Raw genomic sequence first — 19,540 nt, forward strand, 5'->3', positions numbered from 1 at the left:
CGAGGTGCCGGTCCGTACTCCTCCGCCCCGGGGCAGCTCGATCAGCCGTTCCGGCCTTGTTCGACACAGCGCGCAGGAGAACAGACCCACGATGTCTGCCACCGGGACCATCGCACCGCCGGCCATGCCGAATGCCGGGCCAAGTACCGGGCCGAATGCCGGGCCAACCGCCGGACCACCAGCCGGGCCGCCCGCAACCGCCGCTGGGGATCCGGCGCTGACGCATCGGGAGATCCTCGAGATCCTGGCCGGGCTGCTGGCCGCGTTGTTCACCGCGATCCTCAGCTCGACCATCGTCAGCAACGCGCTGCCGACGATCATCGCCGACCTCGAGGGGTCGCAGACGCAGTACACCTGGGTGATCACCGCCAGCCTGCTCGCGATGACCGTGTCGACGCCGGTCTGGGGCAAGCTGTCCGACCTGGTGAGCAAGAAGCTGCTCGTGCAGCTCGCGATCACGCTCTTCGTGATCGGCTCGGTGCTGGCCGGGATGGCGCACAACGTGCCGTTCCTGATCGGCGCCCGCGTGCTGCAGGGGCTCGCGATGGGCGGGCTGATGGCGTTGGCGCAGGCGATCATCGGCGCGGCGATCCCACCCCGCGACCGCGGCCGGTACTCCGGTTACATGGGCGCCACGATGGCGTTGGCGACCGTCAGCGGTCCGCTCATCGGCGGGGTCATCGTCGACACGTCCTGGCTGGGTTGGCGTTGGTGCTTCTACGTCTGCGTTCCGCTGGCCGTGATCAGCCTGGTCGTGTTGCAGCGCTACCTGCATCTGCCGCTGGTCAAGCGCCGGGTGAAGATCGACTACCTCGGCGCGCTGTTGATCAGCGGCGCGGCGAGCCTGCCGTTGATCTGGGTGTCGTTCGCTGGTTCGCACTTCGCTTGGTGGTCGTGGGAGACCGGCGCGTACCTCGGCGGTGCTGCTCTGCTCGCTCTGCTCGCGGTCATCGTCGAGACCAAGGCGAGTGAGCCGCTGGTGCCGATGGGCGTTGTGCGCGAGCGGACCACGGCACTGGCGATCGTGGCCAGCCTCGCGGTCGGCGTCGCGATGTTCGGCAGTGCTGTGTTCCTCGGCCAGTACTTCCAGTTGGCGCGCGGCTACAGCGCGACCGAGGCCGGGTTGCTGACGATCCCGATGATGTTCGGCTCGTTCCTCGGATCGGTCGGGGCCGGCCAGCTGATCACCCGATTCGGCAAGTGGAAGCGGTACCTCGTCCTCGGCGGGCTGTTCCTGACCGCGGGGCTCGGAGTGCTCGGCACCATCGACCACACCAGCCCGTACTGGTACATCGGCCTCGGCATGCTCGGCATGGGCATCGGGATGGGCATGATGATGCAGAACCTCGTACTCGCCGTACAGAACACCGTCGACGTCAGCGAGGTCGGCGCGGCGAGCGCATCGGTGACGTTCTTCCGCAGCCTCGGAGGTGCCGTCGGCGTCTCGGTGCTCGGCGCGGTACTGGCGACGCGGGTCAAGGACCTGATCACCGCCAACATCCAAGCCCTCGGCCCGGACGGAGCGGCAGCCGGACGGGCGTTGCAGGACGGCTCGGGCACGAGCGTCCTCGACGTCGGGTCGCTACCACCCCAACTGGGCGAGATCGTCAGGCACGCTTATGGCGATGCGACCGGCCGAATCTTCCTCATCGCGGCTTGCTCGGCTGTGGTCAGCCTGTTGGCAGTCCTGTTCATCCGCGAGGTCCCACTACGTCGCACGGTCGGAATGACGGGCGACGCGGACGTAGTACCGGCTGCTCCTGAGGTAGTACCGGATGATCCGGCGGAGCGGGCTGCTGTTGTTGCGCTTGATGTGATCACGTCGGCCGAGCGGACCGCGCGTGAGCGGGAGCGTGAGGCCAGCGAGCGGGTACAGGCGGCTGCGACGGTCATCCGGCAGATGCGTACGGATGTCGCCGATCTCTTCACCCGGGTCGACCAGCAGATCGCCGACCTCGAGTCGAACCTTCCGGTGGTCGTCGACCCATCCAACCCAGCTGCCGCACTCCTGAACGCCCAGCGTCCCGACGACAACCTGGTCGACGAACTCCGCCGGTACGAACTGAGCGTCCTCTCCGCCAGCCAACGCACCGCCGACCACCTTCGCGAGGCGGCCCGCACCGAAGCCGACGAGCTACTGGCCACCGCCCGCGAAGAAGAGGATGCAATCCGCCACCGAATCGCCGAACTGGAGGCAGTAGAACAACGCCTCCTGGGCACCATCCGAGACGGCCTCTCCGGCACCCCCACCCCACCCGCCGCCATCACCAACCCCCACCGCGGCGACCCCGGCCACCCCGCCCACGCATCTCAAAGCCACTCTGACCACGCGGTCCACTCACCCCACAACCACGCCACCAACGGCTACCCGGTAGCCCACGAGCCCCACCCCAACCCAGCCGCCCACGACCAGGACCGCCAAGCCTTCGGCTGACCCACCCACCCAACACACCGACCCAGCGCACGCCAGAACTGCGCACCTTGAACACCTAATGGCGACCTTGGACACCTAATAACTTGTTCAAGGTCGCCGTTGGGTGTTCAAGGTCGCCACTTGGGGCGGTGGGGTGTGGTCGGTTGGTGGGGGTGTCGGGGGTGGGTGGCATGCTCTGCGGGGTGGGTGGTTCAGCGGCTGGGGGTGTGGTGGCGGGCTGGGATGTGGAGCAGGTTTTGGCCTTGGCGCCTGATGCTGCGTCGGCCAAGGCTGGCCAGGGGCTGGCTCGTGGCGAGAAGTGGTCGGGGAGTGGGGGCTCCGAGCGGGCGCTGTGGGGGTTGTGTCAGGGGAGTGGGAAGAAGCCGTATCAGACCGTCGTCGATCTCGGTGGGCCTGCGTTCAAGTGTTCTTGTCCTAGCCGGAAGTTTCCGTGTAAGCACGCGCTGGGGTTGATGTTGCTGTCGGCCGGCGGGCAGCTCGCGGAGGGGCCTGAGCCGGAGTGGGCATCGAGCTGGATCGAGGAGCGGGCCAACAGGGCTGAGAAGGCGGCGGAGAAGGGCGAGAAGAAGCCGGGTGAGGTTGCGGATCCGTTGGCGGCTCAGCAGCGGGTGGTGCGGCGGGCTGAGCGGGTTTCGGCGGGGATGGCTGAGCTACAGAGCTGGCTCGACGACCAGGTACGCCGTGGTCTCGGCGGGTTCGAGCAACGCGGGTACTCCGAGCTGAGCCGCCTAGCCGCCCGCATGGTCGACGCGCAGGCGCCAGGAGTAGCAGGCGCCGTACGCCGAGCCGCCGCTGTCGTCGGTCGCGGCCACGGCTGGCCGGGCGAACTCCTGGAGGAGCTCTCCCTCATCCACCTCATCGTCTCCGCCCACGCCCACCTCACCGAGCTCCCACCCAGCCTCGCCGACACCGTGCAGTCCAGAATCGGCTGGACCGTCGAAACAGCCCGCGTGCTCGCAGAAGGCGAGAAGGTAGAGGACGACTGGCTGGTACTAGGCCGAGTGGTCGAGCCCGACGACCACCTGACCGTACGACGCCTGTGGCTGCGCGGCTCCAGCACTGGACGCCTGGCCCTGATCCTCACCTTCGCAGCCGGCGGCCGCCAGCTAGACCCACTCCCGGCCCGCCCCGGCGAGCTTGTCCCCGCAGTGCTCTCCTACTACCCCGGCGCCCTCCCCATGCGAGCCCTACTGACGCAAACGGCTCCCCGCCTCCCCGCCCCACGACCAGGCGGCCTCACCGCCAAGCAGGCACTCGCTTCGTACGTCGAATCGCTAGCAGCCGACCCATGGAACGAGCGCTGGCCGCTAGTACTCGCAGACGTCCGCCCAACCCCCAACGGCGACAACTGGGCGCTAGTGGACGCCAACGGTGACGCCCTCGAAGTCCTACCCGGCGTGGACCTCTGGAAGCTCCTAGCCGTCTCCGCAGGCGACCCAGTGACAGTCGCCGGCGAGTGGAATCGCGCAGGCTTCAAGCCGATGACCTGCTGGCACGGCGAGCGCCCGGTGATCCTGTCATGAGGGGCTGGGACGGCCTGGTCAGCTCCGCACTGCTCGGTACCGAGCGCAGACCCCCACGCTTCGAGGAGCTCCCGCCGAAGATCCAGGAGCAACTAGGCGAAGGCGGCCTGCTCGACGCCGCCGCGCTGGCAACCCTCTACAAGCGAGCCGGCCGAGTACCGCTCGAAGGTCTAACCCCTTTGCCCACAACGCAAGGCGAGGACAGCCCTCTCCCGAGACCAGCTGCCATCCGGAGGCTCTCCGCGATGCTCACCGGCTTCCAGACCACGGCCCTGGGCGAGTGGCTGAGAGCAGCCGACGCCAAGGGTTGGGGCGTCCCGCCGGAGCTCCTTCCTGCGCTGGCCGACTATGCGCGCAACAGGGCGGAGTACCGGCCGTTGGTGGTGAAGGCAGCCGGGCGAAGGGCTAGCTGGCTGGCAGACCTCAACCCGGACTGGCGTTTCCTGCACGAAGCCGTTGTTGAGGGCAATGATCACTGGACCCACGGCAACCCGACCCAACGGCGCAGCTGGCTGCGGGCGCTGCGCAAGAGTGATCCGGCGGCAGCGCTGGAAGCGCTGGAAGAGGTCTGGCCTGCCGAGCCGGCCGCTGTCCGACTCGACTTCCTCGGGCTACTCGCGGCCGACCTGGCTGGCTCCAACGGTGCAGGCGGCGCCAATGCGGCGACCGACGAGGCGTTTCTGGAGCGGGCGCTGGACGATCGCTCGAAGGAGGTCCGGCGGGCGGCGGCGGGTCTGCTGCAACGCATCCCCGGTTCACAGTACGGCGTACGCATGGCAGAGCGGGTCTGGTCGCATCTCACCGTCAGTCAAGGCGTTCTCGCTGTCGACCTGCCGACCCGATTCACCGCAGCGATGGAACATGACGGCATCGAGCCCGAGCCGCAGGAGGGATTCGGCAAGCGGGCATGGTGGTTCAGCCAGATCCTCGCCGCCGCTCCACTCGCGACGTACGAGCTCGACTACCTCAAGCTGCCCGTCGAGGGGTGCTCGCCCGAGGTGCTCCAGGTCGCCTGGGCGCAAGCGACCGTCCGTGAAGGCAATGCCGAGTGGGCCCGTGCGCTTCTCAGAGCGAACACCCGAACAGGCGGCCGGGTCGCCGAGCTACTGAAGGTCCTGCCGCCCGAGGAATGGGTGCCGGCCATCGAACTACTACGCACCCGCGTCGACATCGCCGACCTCGTAGGCGGCCTGCCGGTGCCGTGGCCGACCCCACTGGGCAATGCAGTACTAGACCAGCTCGCCAAACTAGGCAGCGATCGCCGGCACGCGCGACTCGCGAGCATCGCGGCACGCGCAGTACCGGCCGAAGTGCTGGACCATCCGATCACCCGCGAGCCGACCGGTGAGGAAGACACCTGGCGCCGGCGCCTGGTCGAGACCCTGATTTTCCGTCGTGAGATGTACGAGGAGCTGTCATGACAGTGAGCCCTGAGGTACTGCGCCCGCACGCCGAGGACGAGTACGCCGTGGAGCTGGCCGCGCTGGCAGCCGCCGACGACCGGACCCGCCCGCCGTCGTGGAAGCTCTCGCCGGCCGCGGTCGTCACCTATCTCCTGGGTGGCAAGGCGGGAGACGTCGAGATCACCCCCAAGTACGTCGGCCCGCGGCGACTCGTCGAGGTCGCCGTCGCCACGCTCGCGACGGACCGCGCGTTGCTGCTGCTCGGAGTACCGGGTACTGCGAAGACGTGGGTCAGTGAGCATCTGGCCGCGGCGATCAGTGGGGACTCGACGCTGCTCGTGCAGGGGACGGCGGGCACGGCCGAGGAGTCGATCCGGTACGGCTGGAACTACGCGCAATTGATTGCCCAAGGCCCCAGTGAGCAGGCGCTGGTGCCGAGCCCGGTGTTCCGCGCGATGGCCGACGCGAAGATCGCCCGGATCGAGGAGCTGACCCGGATGCCGTCCGATGTCCAGGACGCCCTCATCACGATCTTGTCCGAGAAGGCGCTGCCGATCTCCGAGCTGGGCACGGAAGTCCAGGCCCGCAAGGGATTCAACGTCATTGCCACCGCCAACGATCGCGACAAGGGCGTCAACGAACTGTCCAGCGCGCTCAGAAGAAGATTCAACACCGTCGTACTTCCGTTGCCCGACGATGCCGAGGACGAGGTCGGGATCGTCTCCCGCCGGGTCGCGCAGCTCGGCTCGTCGCTCGAGCTGCCGCAACAGGATGACGCGCTGGAGGAGATCCGCCGCGTGGTGACCGTGTTCCGCGAGTTGAGGTCCGGACGGACGGAAGACGGCCGTACCGCCGTCAAGTCGCCGTCGGGCACGCTCTCGACGGCCGAGGCGATCAGCGTTGTCACCGGTGGACTCGCGTTGGCTGCGCATTTCGGCGACGGCGTACTGCGGTCGAATGATGTTGCCGGCGGCATCCTCGGGGCCGTGGTGAAGGACCCGTCGGCGGACCGGGTGGTCTGGTCGGAGTACCTGGAGACGGTCGTCCGCGAGCGGGACGGCTGGGCTGACTTCTATCGGGCCTGCCGGGACATCTCCGGATGACCGTCCACCTCTTCGGCATCAGGCACCACGGTCCGGGGTCCGCCCGGGCGCTCGCGGCTGCCCTGGCGGAGTTGCAGCCGGACATCGTGCTGATCGAGGGACCGCCCGAGGCCGACAAGGTGGTCGAGCTGGCGGCCTCGGAGGAGATGGTGCCGCCGGTCGCGCTGCTGGCCTACGCGGCCGACGATTCGACCAGGGCTGCCTTCTGGCCGTTCGCTGTCTTCAGCCCGGAGTGGCAGGCGATCAAGCATGCCTTGGCGGACGGCGTACCGGTGCGGTTCTGCGATCTGCCGGCGGCGTATCAGTTCGGCAGCTCGGGAAGAGAAGATCGCCGGGGGATGTCGGCGGATCCGTTGGCGACGCTGGCCGCGGCCGGTGGGTATGACGATCCCGAGCGCTGGTGGGACGACGTGATCGAGCACCGGCGGGACGGCGCCGAGCCGTTCACGGTGATCGCCGAGGCGATGTCCGAGCTGCGGCGTGATGACGAGGCGACCGGGCGGGAGGCCCAGCGCGAGGCGTACATGCGGACAACCTTGCGCAAGGCAATCAAAGAAGGCTTCGAACGGATCGCCGTCGTCTGCGGCGCCTGGCATGTCCCCGCACTGCAAGCTCCGTTGCCGACAGCAACTTACGATCAGCGGATCCTGAAGGGCTTGCCGAAGCGGAAGGTCGCCTGTACCTGGGTGCCATGGACGCATGGCCGGCTGGCAACCGCCAGCGGGTACGGCGCCGGCGTGACCTCGCCCGGTTGGTACCACCACCTCTTCACCGCGCCTGACCAGATCACCACTCGCTGGCTGACGAAGGTCGCTCAGGTACTGCGCAAAGAGGATCTCCCGGTGTCGAGTGCGCACGTCATCGAGGCCGTGCGGCTGGCCGATGCCCTTGCTGCGTTGAGGGAACGGCCCCTCGCCGGGTTGAGTGAGGTCACGGAAGCCACCCGAGCGGTGATGTGTGGCGGCAACGACGTACTGCTCAACCTGGTCACCCGCGAGGCCGTGGTCGGCGAGTTGCTCGGCCAAGTACCGGCGGAGACTCCCCAGGCGCCCGTGGCTGCTGACCTGGCTGCACAAGCCCGACGACTGCGGCTGAAGCGCGACGCCGCCGAGCGAGTCGTCGAGCTGGATCTGCGGAAGCCGAACGATCTGGAGAAGTCGCGGCTGCTGCACCGGCTCAGGATCCTCGGCATCGACTGGGGCGTGCCGACCGCCGACGAGCGACGCAATCAAGGCACCTTCCGCGAGACCTGGACGCTTGCCTGGGACCCGGGACTGGAGGTCGATCTCGTTGCCGCCGGCGCCCATGGCACGACCGTGCTCGGTGCCGCGACGACGACGATGCTCAAGGCTGCTGAGGATTCGGCGACTTTGGCCGAGGTCACCTCGGCGTTGGAGCGTTCGCTGCTGGCCGACCTCTCGGACGCGTTGCCGACGCTGCTCCAAGGCGTCGACACCCGCGCGGCCAAGGATGCCGATGTCGGGCACCTGATGGCCGCGTTGCCCGCCCTCGCGCGCTCCGCCCGGTACGGCGATGTGCGCGGCTCATCAGCGGAAGGCCTCGGTCAGGTCGCCGCCAGGATGGTCTCGCGCGTGTGCGCAGGACTCGGCCGGACCGTGCACGGACTCGACCCCGAAGCAGCCGCCAAGGTCCTCGAACTCATCGACGACGTCCAGGACGCGACGGCCTTGCTGGACGAGGCGATCCGCGAAGAATGGCTCGCGACCCTGCAAGGCTTGAGTGACCGCGCATCGGTACCGCCGTTGATCGCCGGCCGCCTCACCCGCCTCATGCTCGACACCTCGCGGCTGGAAGCGTCCGAGGTTGCGCTGAGGCTTGGCCGCGCACTGTCACCCGGTACGCCGACAGCCGACGCGGCGGGCTATGTCGAGGGCTTCCTCGCTGGTGGCGGCCTCTTGCTGGTGCACGACGAACGACTGCTGGCCCTGGTCGACACGTGGCTCGCGGCGATCCCCGACGAAGCGTTCCTGGAGGCGTTGCCCTTGCTCCGCCGGACCTTCGGCACCTTCGCCTCACCAGAACGACGCTCGATCGGCGACCGTGCCCGATCACTAGGTGACCCGGCTGCCGCGGTCATTGCCGATGACAACGAGATAGACCAGTTGCTGGCGGCATCGGTTCTCCCCGTCGTCAAGCGATTGCTAGGGGTGTGACGATGGCGGACGACGAACGCATGCGGCGCTGGCGGATGGTCCTCGGCAGCGAGGCCGACCCGGAGACCGGTACGGAACTTTCCACCTCCGACCGCTCCATCGACGCCGCGCTGGCCGCCTTGTACGACGCCGAGCGAGGCGAACCGGGTACCAAGAGATCCGCCGGTCTGGGGTCGAGTGCGCCACGCGTCGCCCGCTGGCTGGGCGACATCCGGCAGTACTTCCCCAGCACCGTCGTCCAGGTGATGCAGCGCGACGCGGTCGAGCGCCTCGGCATCACCCGGATGCTGATGGAACCCGAGCTGCTCAACGCGGTCGAGCCCGACGTCCACCTGGTCAGCACGCTGCTCGCGCTCAACGAAGTCATGCCCGAGGAGACCAAGCACACCGCCCGCGAGGTGGTCGGCCGGGTCGTCGCCGAGTTGGAGGCCCGACTGGCCGAGCGCACGCGAGCAGCGGTGAGCGGTGCACTCGACCGAGCCGGCCGGACCGGGCGGCCGCGGCACTCGGACATCGACTGGGATCGGACGATTCGCGCCAATCTCAAGCACTTCTCGCCGACGCTCGGCACGATCGTCCCGGATCGGTTGGTCGGGTATGCCCGGCGCAACCACAGTGTGCAGCGGGACGTAGTACTGGCGATCGATCAGTCGGGGTCGATGGCCGAATCTGTCGTCTACGCGAGCCTGTTCGGGGCGGTACTGGGCTCGATGCGCGCCTTGCGGACGAGCCTGGTCGTCTTCGACACGGCCGTCGTCGACCTCACCGAGGAGCTGGACGACCCGGTGGACGTGCTCTTCGGCACCCAGCTCGGTGGTGGCACGGACATCAACCGCGCCGTCGCGTACTGCGAACAGCTCATCACCCGGCCGGGCGAGACGGTGATGGTGCTCATCAGCGACCTGTACGAAGGCGGCATCCGCGAGGAACTGCTCAGAAGGGCCCGCAATCTGGTCGAGTCCGGCGTCCAGCTGATCGCGTTGCTGGCGCTCTCGGACTCGGGCACTCCGTCGTACGACGCCGAGAACGCGGCTGCCCTCGCGGACCTCGGCGTACCGACCTTCGCCTGTACCCCCGAGCTCTTCCCCGACCTGATGGCGGCCGCGATCCGCCGCGACGACATCTCCGCCTGGGCAGCGTCGAATATCGATTGAGCAGTGGTGATTGACTGGGCTTCATGCGGATCGTGACGATGAACGCCTTCCTGCCCGGCTACCACAACATCGCCGGGTGGGCCGAGGAGCACGGCCACGAGATCGTGCTGGTGGTGACGCCACCAGCCGGTGCCAGCGACCGGTACGACGCGGCTGCGCCGCCGTTCGTGGTCGGACTGCCGCGGACCGCGAACGTACTGGTCACCAGCAAGCTCAAGACGGTGGCCGCGCCGGTGATCGCCGCGCTGGAGCCCGATCTGGTCATCTCGGCCGCGTTCCCTCGGCTGATCCCCGCAGAGATCCTGAAGATCCCGACGTACGGAGCGGTGAACCTGCACCCGTCGCCGCTACCGGCCGGGCGGGGACCGAATCCGGTCCGGCTGGTCTACGAAGGCGCCACCACGGTGGGCGCGACGCTGCATCGGACCGAGGCCGAGTTCGACACCGGCGCGATCCTGAGTCAACGCGAGCGGCCGTTGCCCGAGAACGTCACCGGTCCGGCGATCTTCCAGGCCTGGCGCGAGATGCTGCGCGAAGTACTGGTCGAAGGTGCCGCGCGGGCGCTTGCTGGTGAGTCTGGGACTCCGCAAGATCCGGCGGTGGCTTCGGAGGCGCCGATGTTCACGCCGGAGGAAGAGGTGCTGCGGCTGAGCGATCCGGGCGCGGTACTGGTCCGGAAGTCCGCCGCTCTCAACGTGCTCGCCGCGAAGAGCAAGGTGATCGTGGCCGGGACGAAGCAGTCCGTTCGCCGGATCGAGCTCGTATCGGCCGGTGAGGAGTCGTCGCAGGCGGGCGAGATCATCACGTACCACACAGACGGCTGGACGGTCCGGTCCGGCGACGGAGTGGTCAGGTTGTACACGACCTGAAGAGCCTTCAAGGGGCAGAGGTTCGCCTCCCCCGCGAACCTCTGCCCCTTGGTGTAAAGCGGTACCCCCGATACCGCCGGTACTTCGGTCAGCCGGCCAGGTAGGCCGACGTGGTGGCGCGGGCGAGGACGGTGGTCAGGCCGGCCTTGTCCGCGACGGTGCCGCCGACGGTGATCTCGACCCCGGCCGAGCCGCCGCCGCTGTACGCGTCCTGGAAGCGGGTCGCGACCCAGCGGGTGTGCTTGGCCGAGTCGGTGTAGGTGTAGACGATCGTGGAGTACACGATCCCGCCTGAACGGGCAGTGGCCACGCCCTGCACCTTGAGGTTCTTGGTGCCCTTCAGCGACTTCTGCTTCTGCGCGACGGCCTGCTTGGTGGTCAGGTCGTACGGGCCCTGGGCGACGCGGAGGAAGTACGAGCCGGACTTGGGGGTGAACTTCGCGTCGCTGTGGTTGATCGACGTCACCTTCCAGCCCTTCGGCACGACCGCCCCGATGTGGCAGTCCTTGCCGCCGAACCAGTTGCCGTCCTCGCACCACCAGCGGGCGTTGACGAAGCTCAGGCTGGACGGCTTGAGGCCGGTCGCGTTGCTCGCGGCAACGTTGTGCGTGGTCGCCGCGTCACTCGGCAGCGCCCCGAGCAGTACCGCCCCGACGGCGCCGATGGCCGCAATCCCTGCAGTGGAAGCGGAAACGGCCAGCTTGATCTTCTTGTTCATGATCCCCAAACCCCTTGTGTGTCAGTCTCTGCAGCACCCCCTCGGCCCTGCACACACTGAGACGGCGGCTCTAGGAAAAAGGTTGGCCGTTGATGAGATTTTTCTTCGGGGCGTAGTAGCTGGTGGGGCTGGATGCTCTCGGCAAGCTGTCCAGAGCAGGCGCCAGGGCATCCGGGGTGGGGATGAGGACCGAGTCGCCGCGGGCGATGGTGGGGTCCAGGTACTCGTGGCCGGGGAGGTTGGCCACTGCGGTGCGGCAGCCGAGCAGCATGCCTTCGAAGAGGGCGGTGGTGGAGACGCCTACCTGGTAGGTCGCGGCGGCCAGGACGGCGAGGGTGTTGCCCGCAGACAGCCGCACGCCATCAGGAAGGACATAGTCCGTACTGCGCTCGCTCGGGTGCAAGTGGAAGGCCACGTCCAGGTCAGGGCGGGCAGCCGCGAGCTCGGCCGCATAGGAGAGTAGTGCCGGGCCGGTCGTGCCCTGGGACAGGAAGACGACCAGGCGTGGGTCCTTGGCCGCCAACTCATCCGGCGACAGCGGGGAGATGAAAGAGGCGCCGGCTACCTCAGCCTTCATCCCGGCCGGCAACTCGGCGACGTCGGTCCAGTACGAGCCGAAACACCAGAGCTCATCGGGCTGGTCGGCCACGTCGGGACGCCCGGGATAGCTGTAGCCGAGGTGGTACGGGCTGATGGCGCCGTGCTGGAGCTCGACGACCCGGATGCCGAGGTCGCGGGCGGCGCCGACGATGTGCTGGTGGAAGTACGCCACCACGACGTACACGGTCTTGATCTCTCGGCGTTTGAGCAAGGTGCGATAGATCGCACGCAGCCGACTGTGTTTCGGCAACTCGCGAGCAACCAGCGCGGCGACGGGGACCTTGACGCCCGTCTCGGCCTCCAGCGCGGACGCGATCTCAGCGCAACGGGCGTGCACACGCCGGCTCCGAACGGCACCAAAAGCCGAGGTGAAGAAGTCGAGGTTGACGCTCCCCGGCAGCGGCGTCCCGTTGATGCCCGAGTCCAGTACCAGGGCCGAGTCGCCGAGCGCCGTACGCAGTGAGTCGGTGTAGATCTCGATGCCGCCCGGCTTTCGCGGGTGCGGGACCACCAGAGCGTCGTACGAGCCGCGGGCCAGGAACGGGTTGCGGGTGACGGTGCCGGCCACGTGCTTGCCGACGAGACGGGCCTGGTCGGCGCGGGTCCGGCGTACCGGGTGGGGGTCGCCGTGCAGGCCGCTGCGGCGGGTCAGCTCATGGAAGATGCGCATCCGGATGATCGGCCACGGTCGGACGCCGTCGATCTGCCAGGTCAGCAGGTCCAGCTCCCGCTCCACCTTCCAGATCGCCTGGCAGAGTGTCGTCACCGTCAGGATGGTGCCGCTCCCGGTACTCGTCATGGTTGATCCCTACTATCCCCGCGAGGCTGCCGATGCCCGAGAAGAACCGGCGGACAGCCTTCAGCAGGTACGCCTTCCGGAAGAGCACCAGACCGCCGAGGCCGAACCCCAGGGCCGACACGATCCGGGCCAAAGAATAGGCCAGTACCAGGACGTACCCGCGCACGCCCGGCCGGATCAGCAGCCGGCTGATGGTGTCGCCGCTGCCGGACCGGAAGGCGCGGCGGACCAGCCAGGACAGGGTCGTCCGGGACGGTGGCACGTGTTCGTGGATCTGGGCTTCCTCGCACCAGACGATCCGGTAGCCGGCCCGGTGCACGCGGAGGAAGAAGTGCAGGTCGCTGGAGCCGGTGTAGCGGAAGGCGGGATGGAAGCTCGGCGTCACCGAGTGGTAGACGTGCTGGGCGACCAGGGTGTTGTTCGTGTACGCCTTGTTCCGCAGATCGCCCGTCTCGTGCCGGCCGGTCGAGTCGTGGACGTCGCTGTACCGGTTCCAGCCGGGTGCGTCGGGAGGCAGGATGCCCCGGACCGGGCCGGTCACCACGTCGGCGCCGGCCGTGCGCCAGGCGCGCAGCAGAGTGCTCAGCCAGCCGGGCGGCGCCACCTCGTCATCGTCGACGAAGATCAGCGCGTCGTCGTCCCAGGCGAGCAGGACCGACTTCTCCCGGGCGAAGGGGATACCGGGCTCCGGCTCCATCGCTGCCTCGACCGGGTAGCGGCCGTCCTTGGCCGCGCGCTCGATCACGTCGGTGGCAGTGCCCTCGTCGTCGTTGTCGACCACGATGATCCGGACGGTGTAGTCCTCTTCTTCCGGAAGTTCCTGGGCGAGCAGGCTGTCGAGCAGCGCTTCCAGCAGAGCGGGTCGCCGAAAGGTGATGACGGCGATCGCGACCCTGGTGCCCATGCCGCCAGACAATATCTGTACATGGCCACCCGGCGTGAGGTCGGCTGTGTCGTGAAACCTGCTAGAAACAGCGCCTGTACCTACGCGTGGGTACAGTGGCGAGGTGGAGACAGCGGAACGGTTGATCCGGAGTACGCAGGAATTGCTCTGGGAACGGGGCTACGTCGGTACCAGCCCGAAGGCGATCCAGCTCGCCGCCGAGGCCGGTCAGGGCAGCATGTACCACCACTTCAGCGGCAAGGCCGAGCTGGCCAAAGCGGCCATCGAGCGGTCCGGCGCGGAACTGCGTGAGGCCGCCGAGCAGCAGTTCGAAGCGGCCGGTACGGCGACCGAGCGGATCGCCGGCTACCTCGAGCGCGATCGCGAGGTGCTCAAGGGCTGCCGGATGGGCCGGCTGACCGCTGACCCGGACGTGATCGCCGATCCGGTACTGCGTGCGCCGGTCGCCGAGACCTTCAGTTGGCTCCGCGCCCGGCTCGCCGAGATCATTGCTGAGGGCAAGGAATCGGGTGAGTATCCGGCCGGCCTGGATCCGGACCGGACCGCCGCGACGATCGCGGCGGTGTTGCAGGGTGGCTACGTGCTGGCCCGCGCGGACGGGTCGGACGAGCCGTTCGAACTTGCTGTCCAAGGCCTGGTTGATCTGCTCAAGGGAGTTACTTCGTGAGAATCGGTGCGATCTTTCCCCAGCTCGAGATCGGTGCGGATCCGGGTGTCGTCCGGGACTGGACCGAGACGGTCGAGGCGGCCGGCTACACGCATGCGCTCGCCTATGACCACGTGCTCGGCGCCGATCCCGCCAACCGGCCGGGCTGGACGGGGTACACGGACAAGTCGCTGTTCCACGAGGTCTTCGTGCTCTTCGGGTACATGGCCGCCATCACCACGACGCTGGAGCTCGTCACCGGCGTACTGGTCCTCCCGCAACGCCAGACCGCGCTGGCCGCCAAGCAGGCGGCGGAGGTCGACGTCCTGAGCGGCGGCCGGCTGCGGCTCGGTGTCGGCATCGGATGGAACGCGGTCGAGTACGAAGCGCTCGGTGTGCCGTTCGAGCAGCGCGGCGCCCGGCTGACCGAGCAAGTCGAGTTGCTCCGCAAGCTCTGGGCCGAGCCGGTCATCTCAGCTGAGGGCCGGCACGAGAAGATCGTCGAGGCCGGGCTCAACCCGTTGCCGCCGCGTCGGCGCATTCCGGTCTGGTTCGGCGGTGGGGCGGAGGCCGTACTACGCCGTACCGGCCGGATCGGTGACGGTTGGATGCCGCAGAGCCCGCCGACCGCTGAGGCGCGACGGCAGGTCGAGCTGGTCCGGTCAACCGCAGTCGAGGCCGGGCGCGATCCGGCGGAGATCGGGTTCGAGGCGAGGCTGTCGCTGGGGGCGGTACCGGAGAAGGAATGGCCCGATTTCGTCGAGGGATGGCGGGAGCTGGGAGCCACGCATCTCGGGGTGAATACGATGAACATGGGTCTCGGGAAACCCGAGGAGCACGCCGCCGTACTACGAGACGTCCTGCCGCTGCTGCAGGGCCGATAGGAGTCCAGCTGTGTCAGTCGACGTCATCGGGCCGATGGGTGAGCGGTACGACGAGATCTTGAGCGAGCGGGCGCTGGAGCTGATCGGGCTCCTGCACCGGGAGCTGAACCCGCGCCGGCTGGAGTTGCTGGAGCGACGGCAGGCGCGGCAGGAGGAGATCGCGGCCGGTGGGTCGCTCGGGTTCCTGGACGAGACGAAGGCCGTCCGTGAGGACCCGTCATGGCGAGTGGCGGAGGCAGCGCCGGGGCTGGTCGACCGGCGGGTGGAGATCACCGGGCCGACCGACCGGAAGATGACGATCAACGCGCTCAACTCGGGCGCCAAGGTCTGGCTGGCCGACCAGGAGGACGCGAACACGCCGACCTGGGAGAACGTGGTCGGCGGGCAGCTCAACCTGCTCGACGCGGTGACCCGCAAGATCGACTTCAGTACCTCCTCAAAGTCGTACGCGCTGAAGCCGGACGAAGAGCTCGCGACGATCGTCGTCCGGCCGCGCGGCTGGCACCTGCCGGAGAAGCATCTACTGGTCGACGGCGAGCGGACCTCGGGGTCCCTGGTCGACTTCGCGCTCTACCTCGTGGCCTGTGGACAACTGCAGCTCGACCGTGGCGCCGGGCCGTACTACTACCTGCCGAAGATGGAGTCGCACCTCGAGGCGCGGCTGTGGAACGACGCGTTCGTCCTCGCCCAGGACTTCCTCGGGCTGCCGCGCGGCACGATCCGCGCGACCGTGCTGATCGAGACGTACCCGGCGGCCTTCGAGATGGAGGAGATCCTGTACGAGCTGCGCGAGCACTCGGCCGGGCTGAACGCCGGGCGCTGGGACTTCATGTTCTCGGTGATCAAGACGTACCGCACCCGTGGCGCCGACTTCCAGCTGCCCGACCGCAACTCGGTGACGATGACCGTGCCGTTCATGCGGGCGTACACGGAGCTGCTCGTCCGTACCTGCCACAAGCGCGGCGCGCACGCGATCGGCGGGATGGCGGCGTTCATCCCGAGCAAGGACCCGGCGGTCAACGAGCAGGCGTTCGCGAAGGTCGAGGCGGACAAGACCCGCGAGGCCGGCGACGGCTTCGACGGGTCGTGGGTCGCCCACCCGGGCATGGTCGAGACGTGCAAGACGGTTTTCAGTTCGGTGCTGGGTGACCGGCCGAACCAACTCGACGTACTGCGCGAAGACGTGCACGTCACGGCCGAACAGCTCCTCGACGTGGCGGCAACGCCCGGCGAGGTGACCGAGGCCGGGCTGCGGAACAACATCAGCGTGGCGGTCCAATACCTCGCCGCCTGGCTCGAAGGCACCGGCGCGGTCGGGATCTTCAACCTGATGGAGGACGCTGCCACCGCTGAGATCTCGCGCTCGCAGATCTGGCAATGGCGCCGCAACGGCGTGGTGCTGGACACCGGCGCCGAGGTGACGACCGATCTCGTCACCGCCCTCGCCGACGAGGAGATCGCCAAGCTCGGTGGCGACCCTGCTGCCTATGCCACCGCCCGCGAGACCTTCCTCGCGGTGGCGCTCGCCGACGAGTACATCGACTTCCTGACGCTGCCCGCCTACGAGCGCTTCAAGTAGTCCTCGACGTTCACGGTCGGGATGCCGCCACCCGCGCGGGCGATCACAGCGACAGAGACCTCGTCGGTGGGATTGCTCTCGCGGTGGATGGTGAACGCCGGCACGTGGATGAAGTCACCGGCCTCGGCATCCACGTAGCCCTCGCCGCCGTCGAACTCCAGCCGGAGAATGCCCGAGACGACGTACAGGCTGGTCTCGTTGCGGTCGTGGTGATGCCAGCCGGAGATCGCGCCGGGCTGGGTCTCGACCCGCCCGGCCCACAGGATCGGCAACTCGAACGCCTTCTTGCGAAGCATCCCGCTGGTCGGGTCGGTCGCCACCAGCTCGACTTCGCGGATCACGCGCACAGGTTCGCTCATGGGATCAGTCTGACCAGGTGTAGGTGCCAGCCGGTACTACGAGGGTTGGTACTGGCGTGTGGCGGAGGATTTTGGTCGCGGTGGAGCCCAGGAACACTCGGGCCAGTTGGCCCAGGCGGCTGGAGCCGAGGACCAGGACGTCGTCGGGGGACCAGGGGATGGCGGTGAGGGCGCCGGCCCAGCCGCGGCCACGGGCGACCACCGTCTCGACGTCGGTGATGCCGTGGTTCTTGCAGAACTCCAAGGCGTCCTCGTGGAGTTCGACGGCCTGCTCGGCCCATTGGGCGGCGACCATGTCCTCGGCGTCGAGGCCGACCTCGGGTGGGTACATCGTGTTGGCGCGCGGGACGAAGGTGGCGACCCGGAGATGGCCGTTGTAGCGCTTGACCAGGGAGCAGGCCGCGGCGAGTGCTTCGCGAGACCGATCGGTACCGGCGTACGCGCAGGTCAAGGAGCCGAAGGTGGCGTGGGGGTCGCCACCGTAGCCTTGGGGAGCGAGCAGGATCGGGACCGGCGACGAGTGCAGCAGTCTGGAGCTGACGCTGCCCGCCAGGAACGAGCCTTGAGTGGCGGCTCTGGCGGAGCCCAGGACGAGTAGGTCGACGCCGGCCTCCTCGGCGACGCGGACCAGCCCGTCGGCAACGGAGCTCGAGGCGATCCGGCGGAACTCCAGCCCGTCGGGATTGCCGGGTGACAACGCTTCGACCGCGTCGCGATGGGCCTGGTCGGCGACGGAGTCGAGCCATTGACGGTACTCGAGGTCGACTCGTTCGGTACCGGGTTCGGAGCCGGGCGGTAGGACGGCGACGACGACCAGCTCAGCTCCCGTAGTACGGCGTAATGTCGCGCCGAGTTCGAGGGCTTCGGGGGTGTCGTCGCCACCGCGGTAGGCGACTACGGCCTTCACAGTTCACCTGCCTCGGTGTCGTGCAGGATCGAATGCTTGTGGCTGTAGAGGAAGTAGACGGTCAGCGCCAGGAGCAGCCAGATCCCGACCGAGATCCAGGTGACGGCGGCGATCGTGCTCGCGGCGTACGCGCAGGAGACGATCGACAGGACCGGGATCACCGGGCCGAACGGCAACCGGAAGCCGCGCTCCAGGTCGGGCCGGGTCCGGCGCAGGATGATCACCGTCGCCGACACCACCATGAACGCGGCCAGCGTGCCGATGCTGACCAGGTCGAACAGCTTGTCGATCGGTACCACCGCTGCCAGCACCGCGATGAAGGTGCTGGTGACGAGCACGTTCTTGTTCGGCGACAAGGTGTTGCTGTTCACCTCTTTGAACAACGGCGGCAGCATCCCGTCGCGGCCCATCGCGAACAGGATCCGGGTCTGGCCGTAGACGGTGATCAGGGTGACCGAGAAGATCGAGATGACGGCGCCCGCGGCGATGATGATGCCGGGCAGCGCGACCCCGGTGACGTCGTTCAGGATCGCTTCCAGGCCGGCGTCCTGACCCTCGAACTTGGGTGTGGGCTGGGCGGCCACGGCGGCGAAGGCGACCAGCAGGTAGAAGACGGTGACGATCGCGACCGCGCCGAAGACCGCTCGCGGGATGGTCCGGCCGGGGTTCTTGACCTCCTCACCCGCGGTGGAGACGGCGTCGATGCCGAGGAAGGTGAAGAAGATCGCCGGGATGGCGGCGGAGATCCCGCTGATCCCCTCGGGCGCGAAGGGCTTCAGGTTGCCGGACTTGAAGCCGGTCAGCGCCAGTACGACGAACAGCGCCAGCACACACAGCTTGATGACCACCATGATCGCGTTCGCCCGGGCGGACTCCTTCGCGCCGCGCAGCAGCAACAGGCAGCACAGGCCGACCAGGACGACGGCGGGCAGGTTGATGATGCCGGGGCCTTCGGCGAGCAGCCCGGAGCTCAGCGATTCGGGGATCCGGAAGCCGAAGACGTCGTCGAGCAACGCGTTGAAGTACTCGGCCCAGCCGACCGACGTGGCGGCGCCGGCCACGCCGTACTCGAGGATGAGGGCCCAGCCGACGAGGTAGGCGGGGAGTTCGCCGAGCGAAGCGAACGAGTAGGAGTAGGCCGAACCCGAGACCGGGATGGTCGAGGCGACCTCCGCGTAGCAGAGCGCGGTCAGGGCCGCGATGATCCCGACCAGCAGGAAGGTGATCATCACGGCCGGGCCGGCCTTGGGGACGGTCACCGCGAGCACGAAGAAGATGCCGGTACCGATGGTGGCGCCGACGCCGAACATCATCAGCTGGAACGTGGTCATCGTTCGCTCGAGGTGCTCCGACCCGTGTTCGCCCCGGCTCGCGGCGAGCATGTCGTCGATACTCTTCTTGCGCAACAACGGATGCGACGGTGACGGCGGACGAGTGGCTCTGCTCATGGTGGCCTCCGACCGGATCGGTCGGGCCAGCGTGAC

16 protein-coding genes are annotated in these 19,540 nt (G+C 68.2%); 10 read left to right on the top strand and 6 right to left on the bottom strand.

Translation table 11 applies throughout. The annotated features are described in order from the left end of the window. Positions 1 to 91 precede the first annotated feature (91 nt). From OHA70_RS15770 to OHA70_RS15800, 7 genes are all read left to right on the top strand, one after another. Entirely contained in the window at positions 92 to 2,434 is a 2,343-nt protein-coding gene (locus tag OHA70_RS15770) for an MDR family MFS transporter (protein WP_328333134.1), read from the top strand. 170 nt (positions 2,435 to 2,604) lie between these two features. After that, a complete protein-coding gene (locus tag OHA70_RS15775; RefSeq protein ID WP_328333136.1) occupies positions 2,605 to 3,957 on the top strand; it encodes an SWIM zinc finger family protein in 1,353 nt (450 codons plus the stop codon). Next, positions 3,954 to 5,378 (top strand): DUF5691 domain-containing protein, encoded by a 1,425-nt coding sequence (locus tag OHA70_RS15780; RefSeq protein WP_328333138.1) that lies wholly within the window; start codon positions 3,954 to 3,956, stop codon positions 5,376 to 5,378. The genes OHA70_RS15775 and OHA70_RS15780 overlap by 4 nt, the downstream gene beginning before the upstream one ends. After that, positions 5,375 to 6,463: an ATP-binding protein gene (locus OHA70_RS15785; RefSeq protein ID WP_328333140.1), complete on the top strand. Its 1,089-nt coding sequence runs from the start codon at positions 5,375 to 5,377 to the stop codon at positions 6,461 to 6,463. The genes OHA70_RS15780 and OHA70_RS15785 overlap by 4 nt, the downstream gene beginning before the upstream one ends. Continuing rightward, complete coding sequence (locus OHA70_RS15790; protein ID WP_328333142.1) at positions 6,460 to 8,637, top strand: DUF5682 family protein; 2,178 nt, start codon at positions 6,460 to 6,462, stop codon at positions 8,635 to 8,637. Before OHA70_RS15785 ends, OHA70_RS15790 begins: the two co-directional genes overlap by 4 nt. Positions 8,638 to 8,639: 2 nt before the next feature. After that, positions 8,640 to 9,791 carry a VWA domain-containing protein gene (locus tag OHA70_RS15795; RefSeq protein ID WP_442913890.1) on the top strand — a complete coding sequence of 384 codons (1,152 nt, stop codon included), beginning with the start codon at positions 8,640 to 8,642 and terminating at the stop codon, positions 9,789 to 9,791. Between the two features lie 23 nt (positions 9,792 to 9,814). Then, positions 9,815 to 10,660: a methionyl-tRNA formyltransferase gene (locus tag OHA70_RS15800; protein ID WP_328333146.1), complete on the top strand. Its 846-nt coding sequence runs from the start codon at positions 9,815 to 9,817 to the stop codon at positions 10,658 to 10,660. Positions 10,661 to 10,748: 88 nt separating this feature from the next. Here the strand turns inward: OHA70_RS15800 and OHA70_RS15805 are convergent, their stop codons facing one another. The 3 genes from OHA70_RS15805 to OHA70_RS15815 all read right to left on the bottom strand — a co-directional run bounded on the left by OHA70_RS15805 (position 10,749) and on the right by OHA70_RS15815 (position 13,681). Further along, positions 10,749 to 11,378, bottom strand: a complete 630-nt coding sequence (locus OHA70_RS15805; protein ID WP_328333148.1) for a hypothetical protein — start codon at positions 11,376 to 11,378, stop codon at positions 10,749 to 10,751. Between the two features lie 70 nt (positions 11,379 to 11,448). Beyond that, positions 11,449 to 12,648 (bottom strand): hypothetical protein, encoded by a 1,200-nt coding sequence (locus OHA70_RS15810; RefSeq protein WP_328335136.1) that lies wholly within the window; start codon positions 12,646 to 12,648, stop codon positions 11,449 to 11,451. Continuing rightward, the gene (locus OHA70_RS15815; RefSeq protein WP_328333150.1) at positions 12,632 to 13,681 is read right to left on the bottom strand and encodes a glycosyltransferase; all 1,050 of its coding nucleotides are present in this window, start codon (positions 13,679 to 13,681) and stop codon (positions 12,632 to 12,634) included. Before OHA70_RS15815 ends, OHA70_RS15810 begins: the two co-directional genes overlap by 17 nt. 103 nt (positions 13,682 to 13,784) lie before the next feature. Between OHA70_RS15815 and OHA70_RS15820 the strand changes: the two genes are divergently transcribed. Genes OHA70_RS15820 through aceB form a run of 3 tightly spaced genes read left to right on the top strand, consistent with a single transcriptional unit; the run spans position 13,785 to position 16,790 of the window. After that, positions 13,785 to 14,348 (top strand): TetR/AcrR family transcriptional regulator, encoded by a 564-nt coding sequence (locus OHA70_RS15820; RefSeq protein WP_328333152.1) that lies wholly within the window; start codon positions 13,785 to 13,787, stop codon positions 14,346 to 14,348. After that, on the top strand, positions 14,345 to 15,211 hold the full coding sequence (locus OHA70_RS15825; protein WP_328333154.1) for an LLM class F420-dependent oxidoreductase: 867 nt from the start codon (positions 14,345 to 14,347) through the stop codon (positions 15,209 to 15,211). The genes OHA70_RS15820 and OHA70_RS15825 overlap by 4 nt, the downstream gene beginning before the upstream one ends. A gap of 10 nt (positions 15,212 to 15,221) precedes the next feature. After that, on the top strand, positions 15,222 to 16,790 hold the full coding sequence (gene aceB / locus OHA70_RS15830; RefSeq protein ID WP_328333156.1) for a malate synthase A: 1,569 nt from the start codon (positions 15,222 to 15,224) through the stop codon (positions 16,788 to 16,790). Here aceB and OHA70_RS15835 read toward each other — a convergent pair. The 3 genes from OHA70_RS15835 to OHA70_RS15845 are packed head-to-tail and all read right to left on the bottom strand — an operon-like array spanning position 16,772 to position 19,504. Next, entirely contained in the window at positions 16,772 to 17,149 is a 378-nt protein-coding gene (locus OHA70_RS15835) for a cupin domain-containing protein (RefSeq protein ID WP_328333158.1), read from the bottom strand. The two genes, aceB and OHA70_RS15835, sit on opposite strands and share 19 nt — an antisense overlap. Before the next feature lie 4 nt (positions 17,150 to 17,153). Next, positions 17,154 to 18,056 carry a universal stress protein gene (locus tag OHA70_RS15840; RefSeq protein ID WP_328333160.1) on the bottom strand — a complete coding sequence of 301 codons (903 nt, stop codon included), beginning with the start codon at positions 18,054 to 18,056 and terminating at the stop codon, positions 17,154 to 17,156. Next, complete coding sequence (locus tag OHA70_RS15845) at positions 18,053 to 19,504, bottom strand: amino acid permease (RefSeq protein ID WP_328333162.1); 1,452 nt, start codon at positions 19,502 to 19,504, stop codon at positions 18,053 to 18,055. The genes OHA70_RS15840 and OHA70_RS15845 overlap by 4 nt, the downstream gene beginning before the upstream one ends. Positions 19,505 to 19,540 lie beyond the last annotated feature (36 nt).

This window comes from Kribbella sp. NBC_00382 (assembly GCF_036067295.1).
Lineage (GTDB): Bacteria > Actinomycetota > Actinomycetes > Propionibacteriales > Kribbellaceae > Kribbella.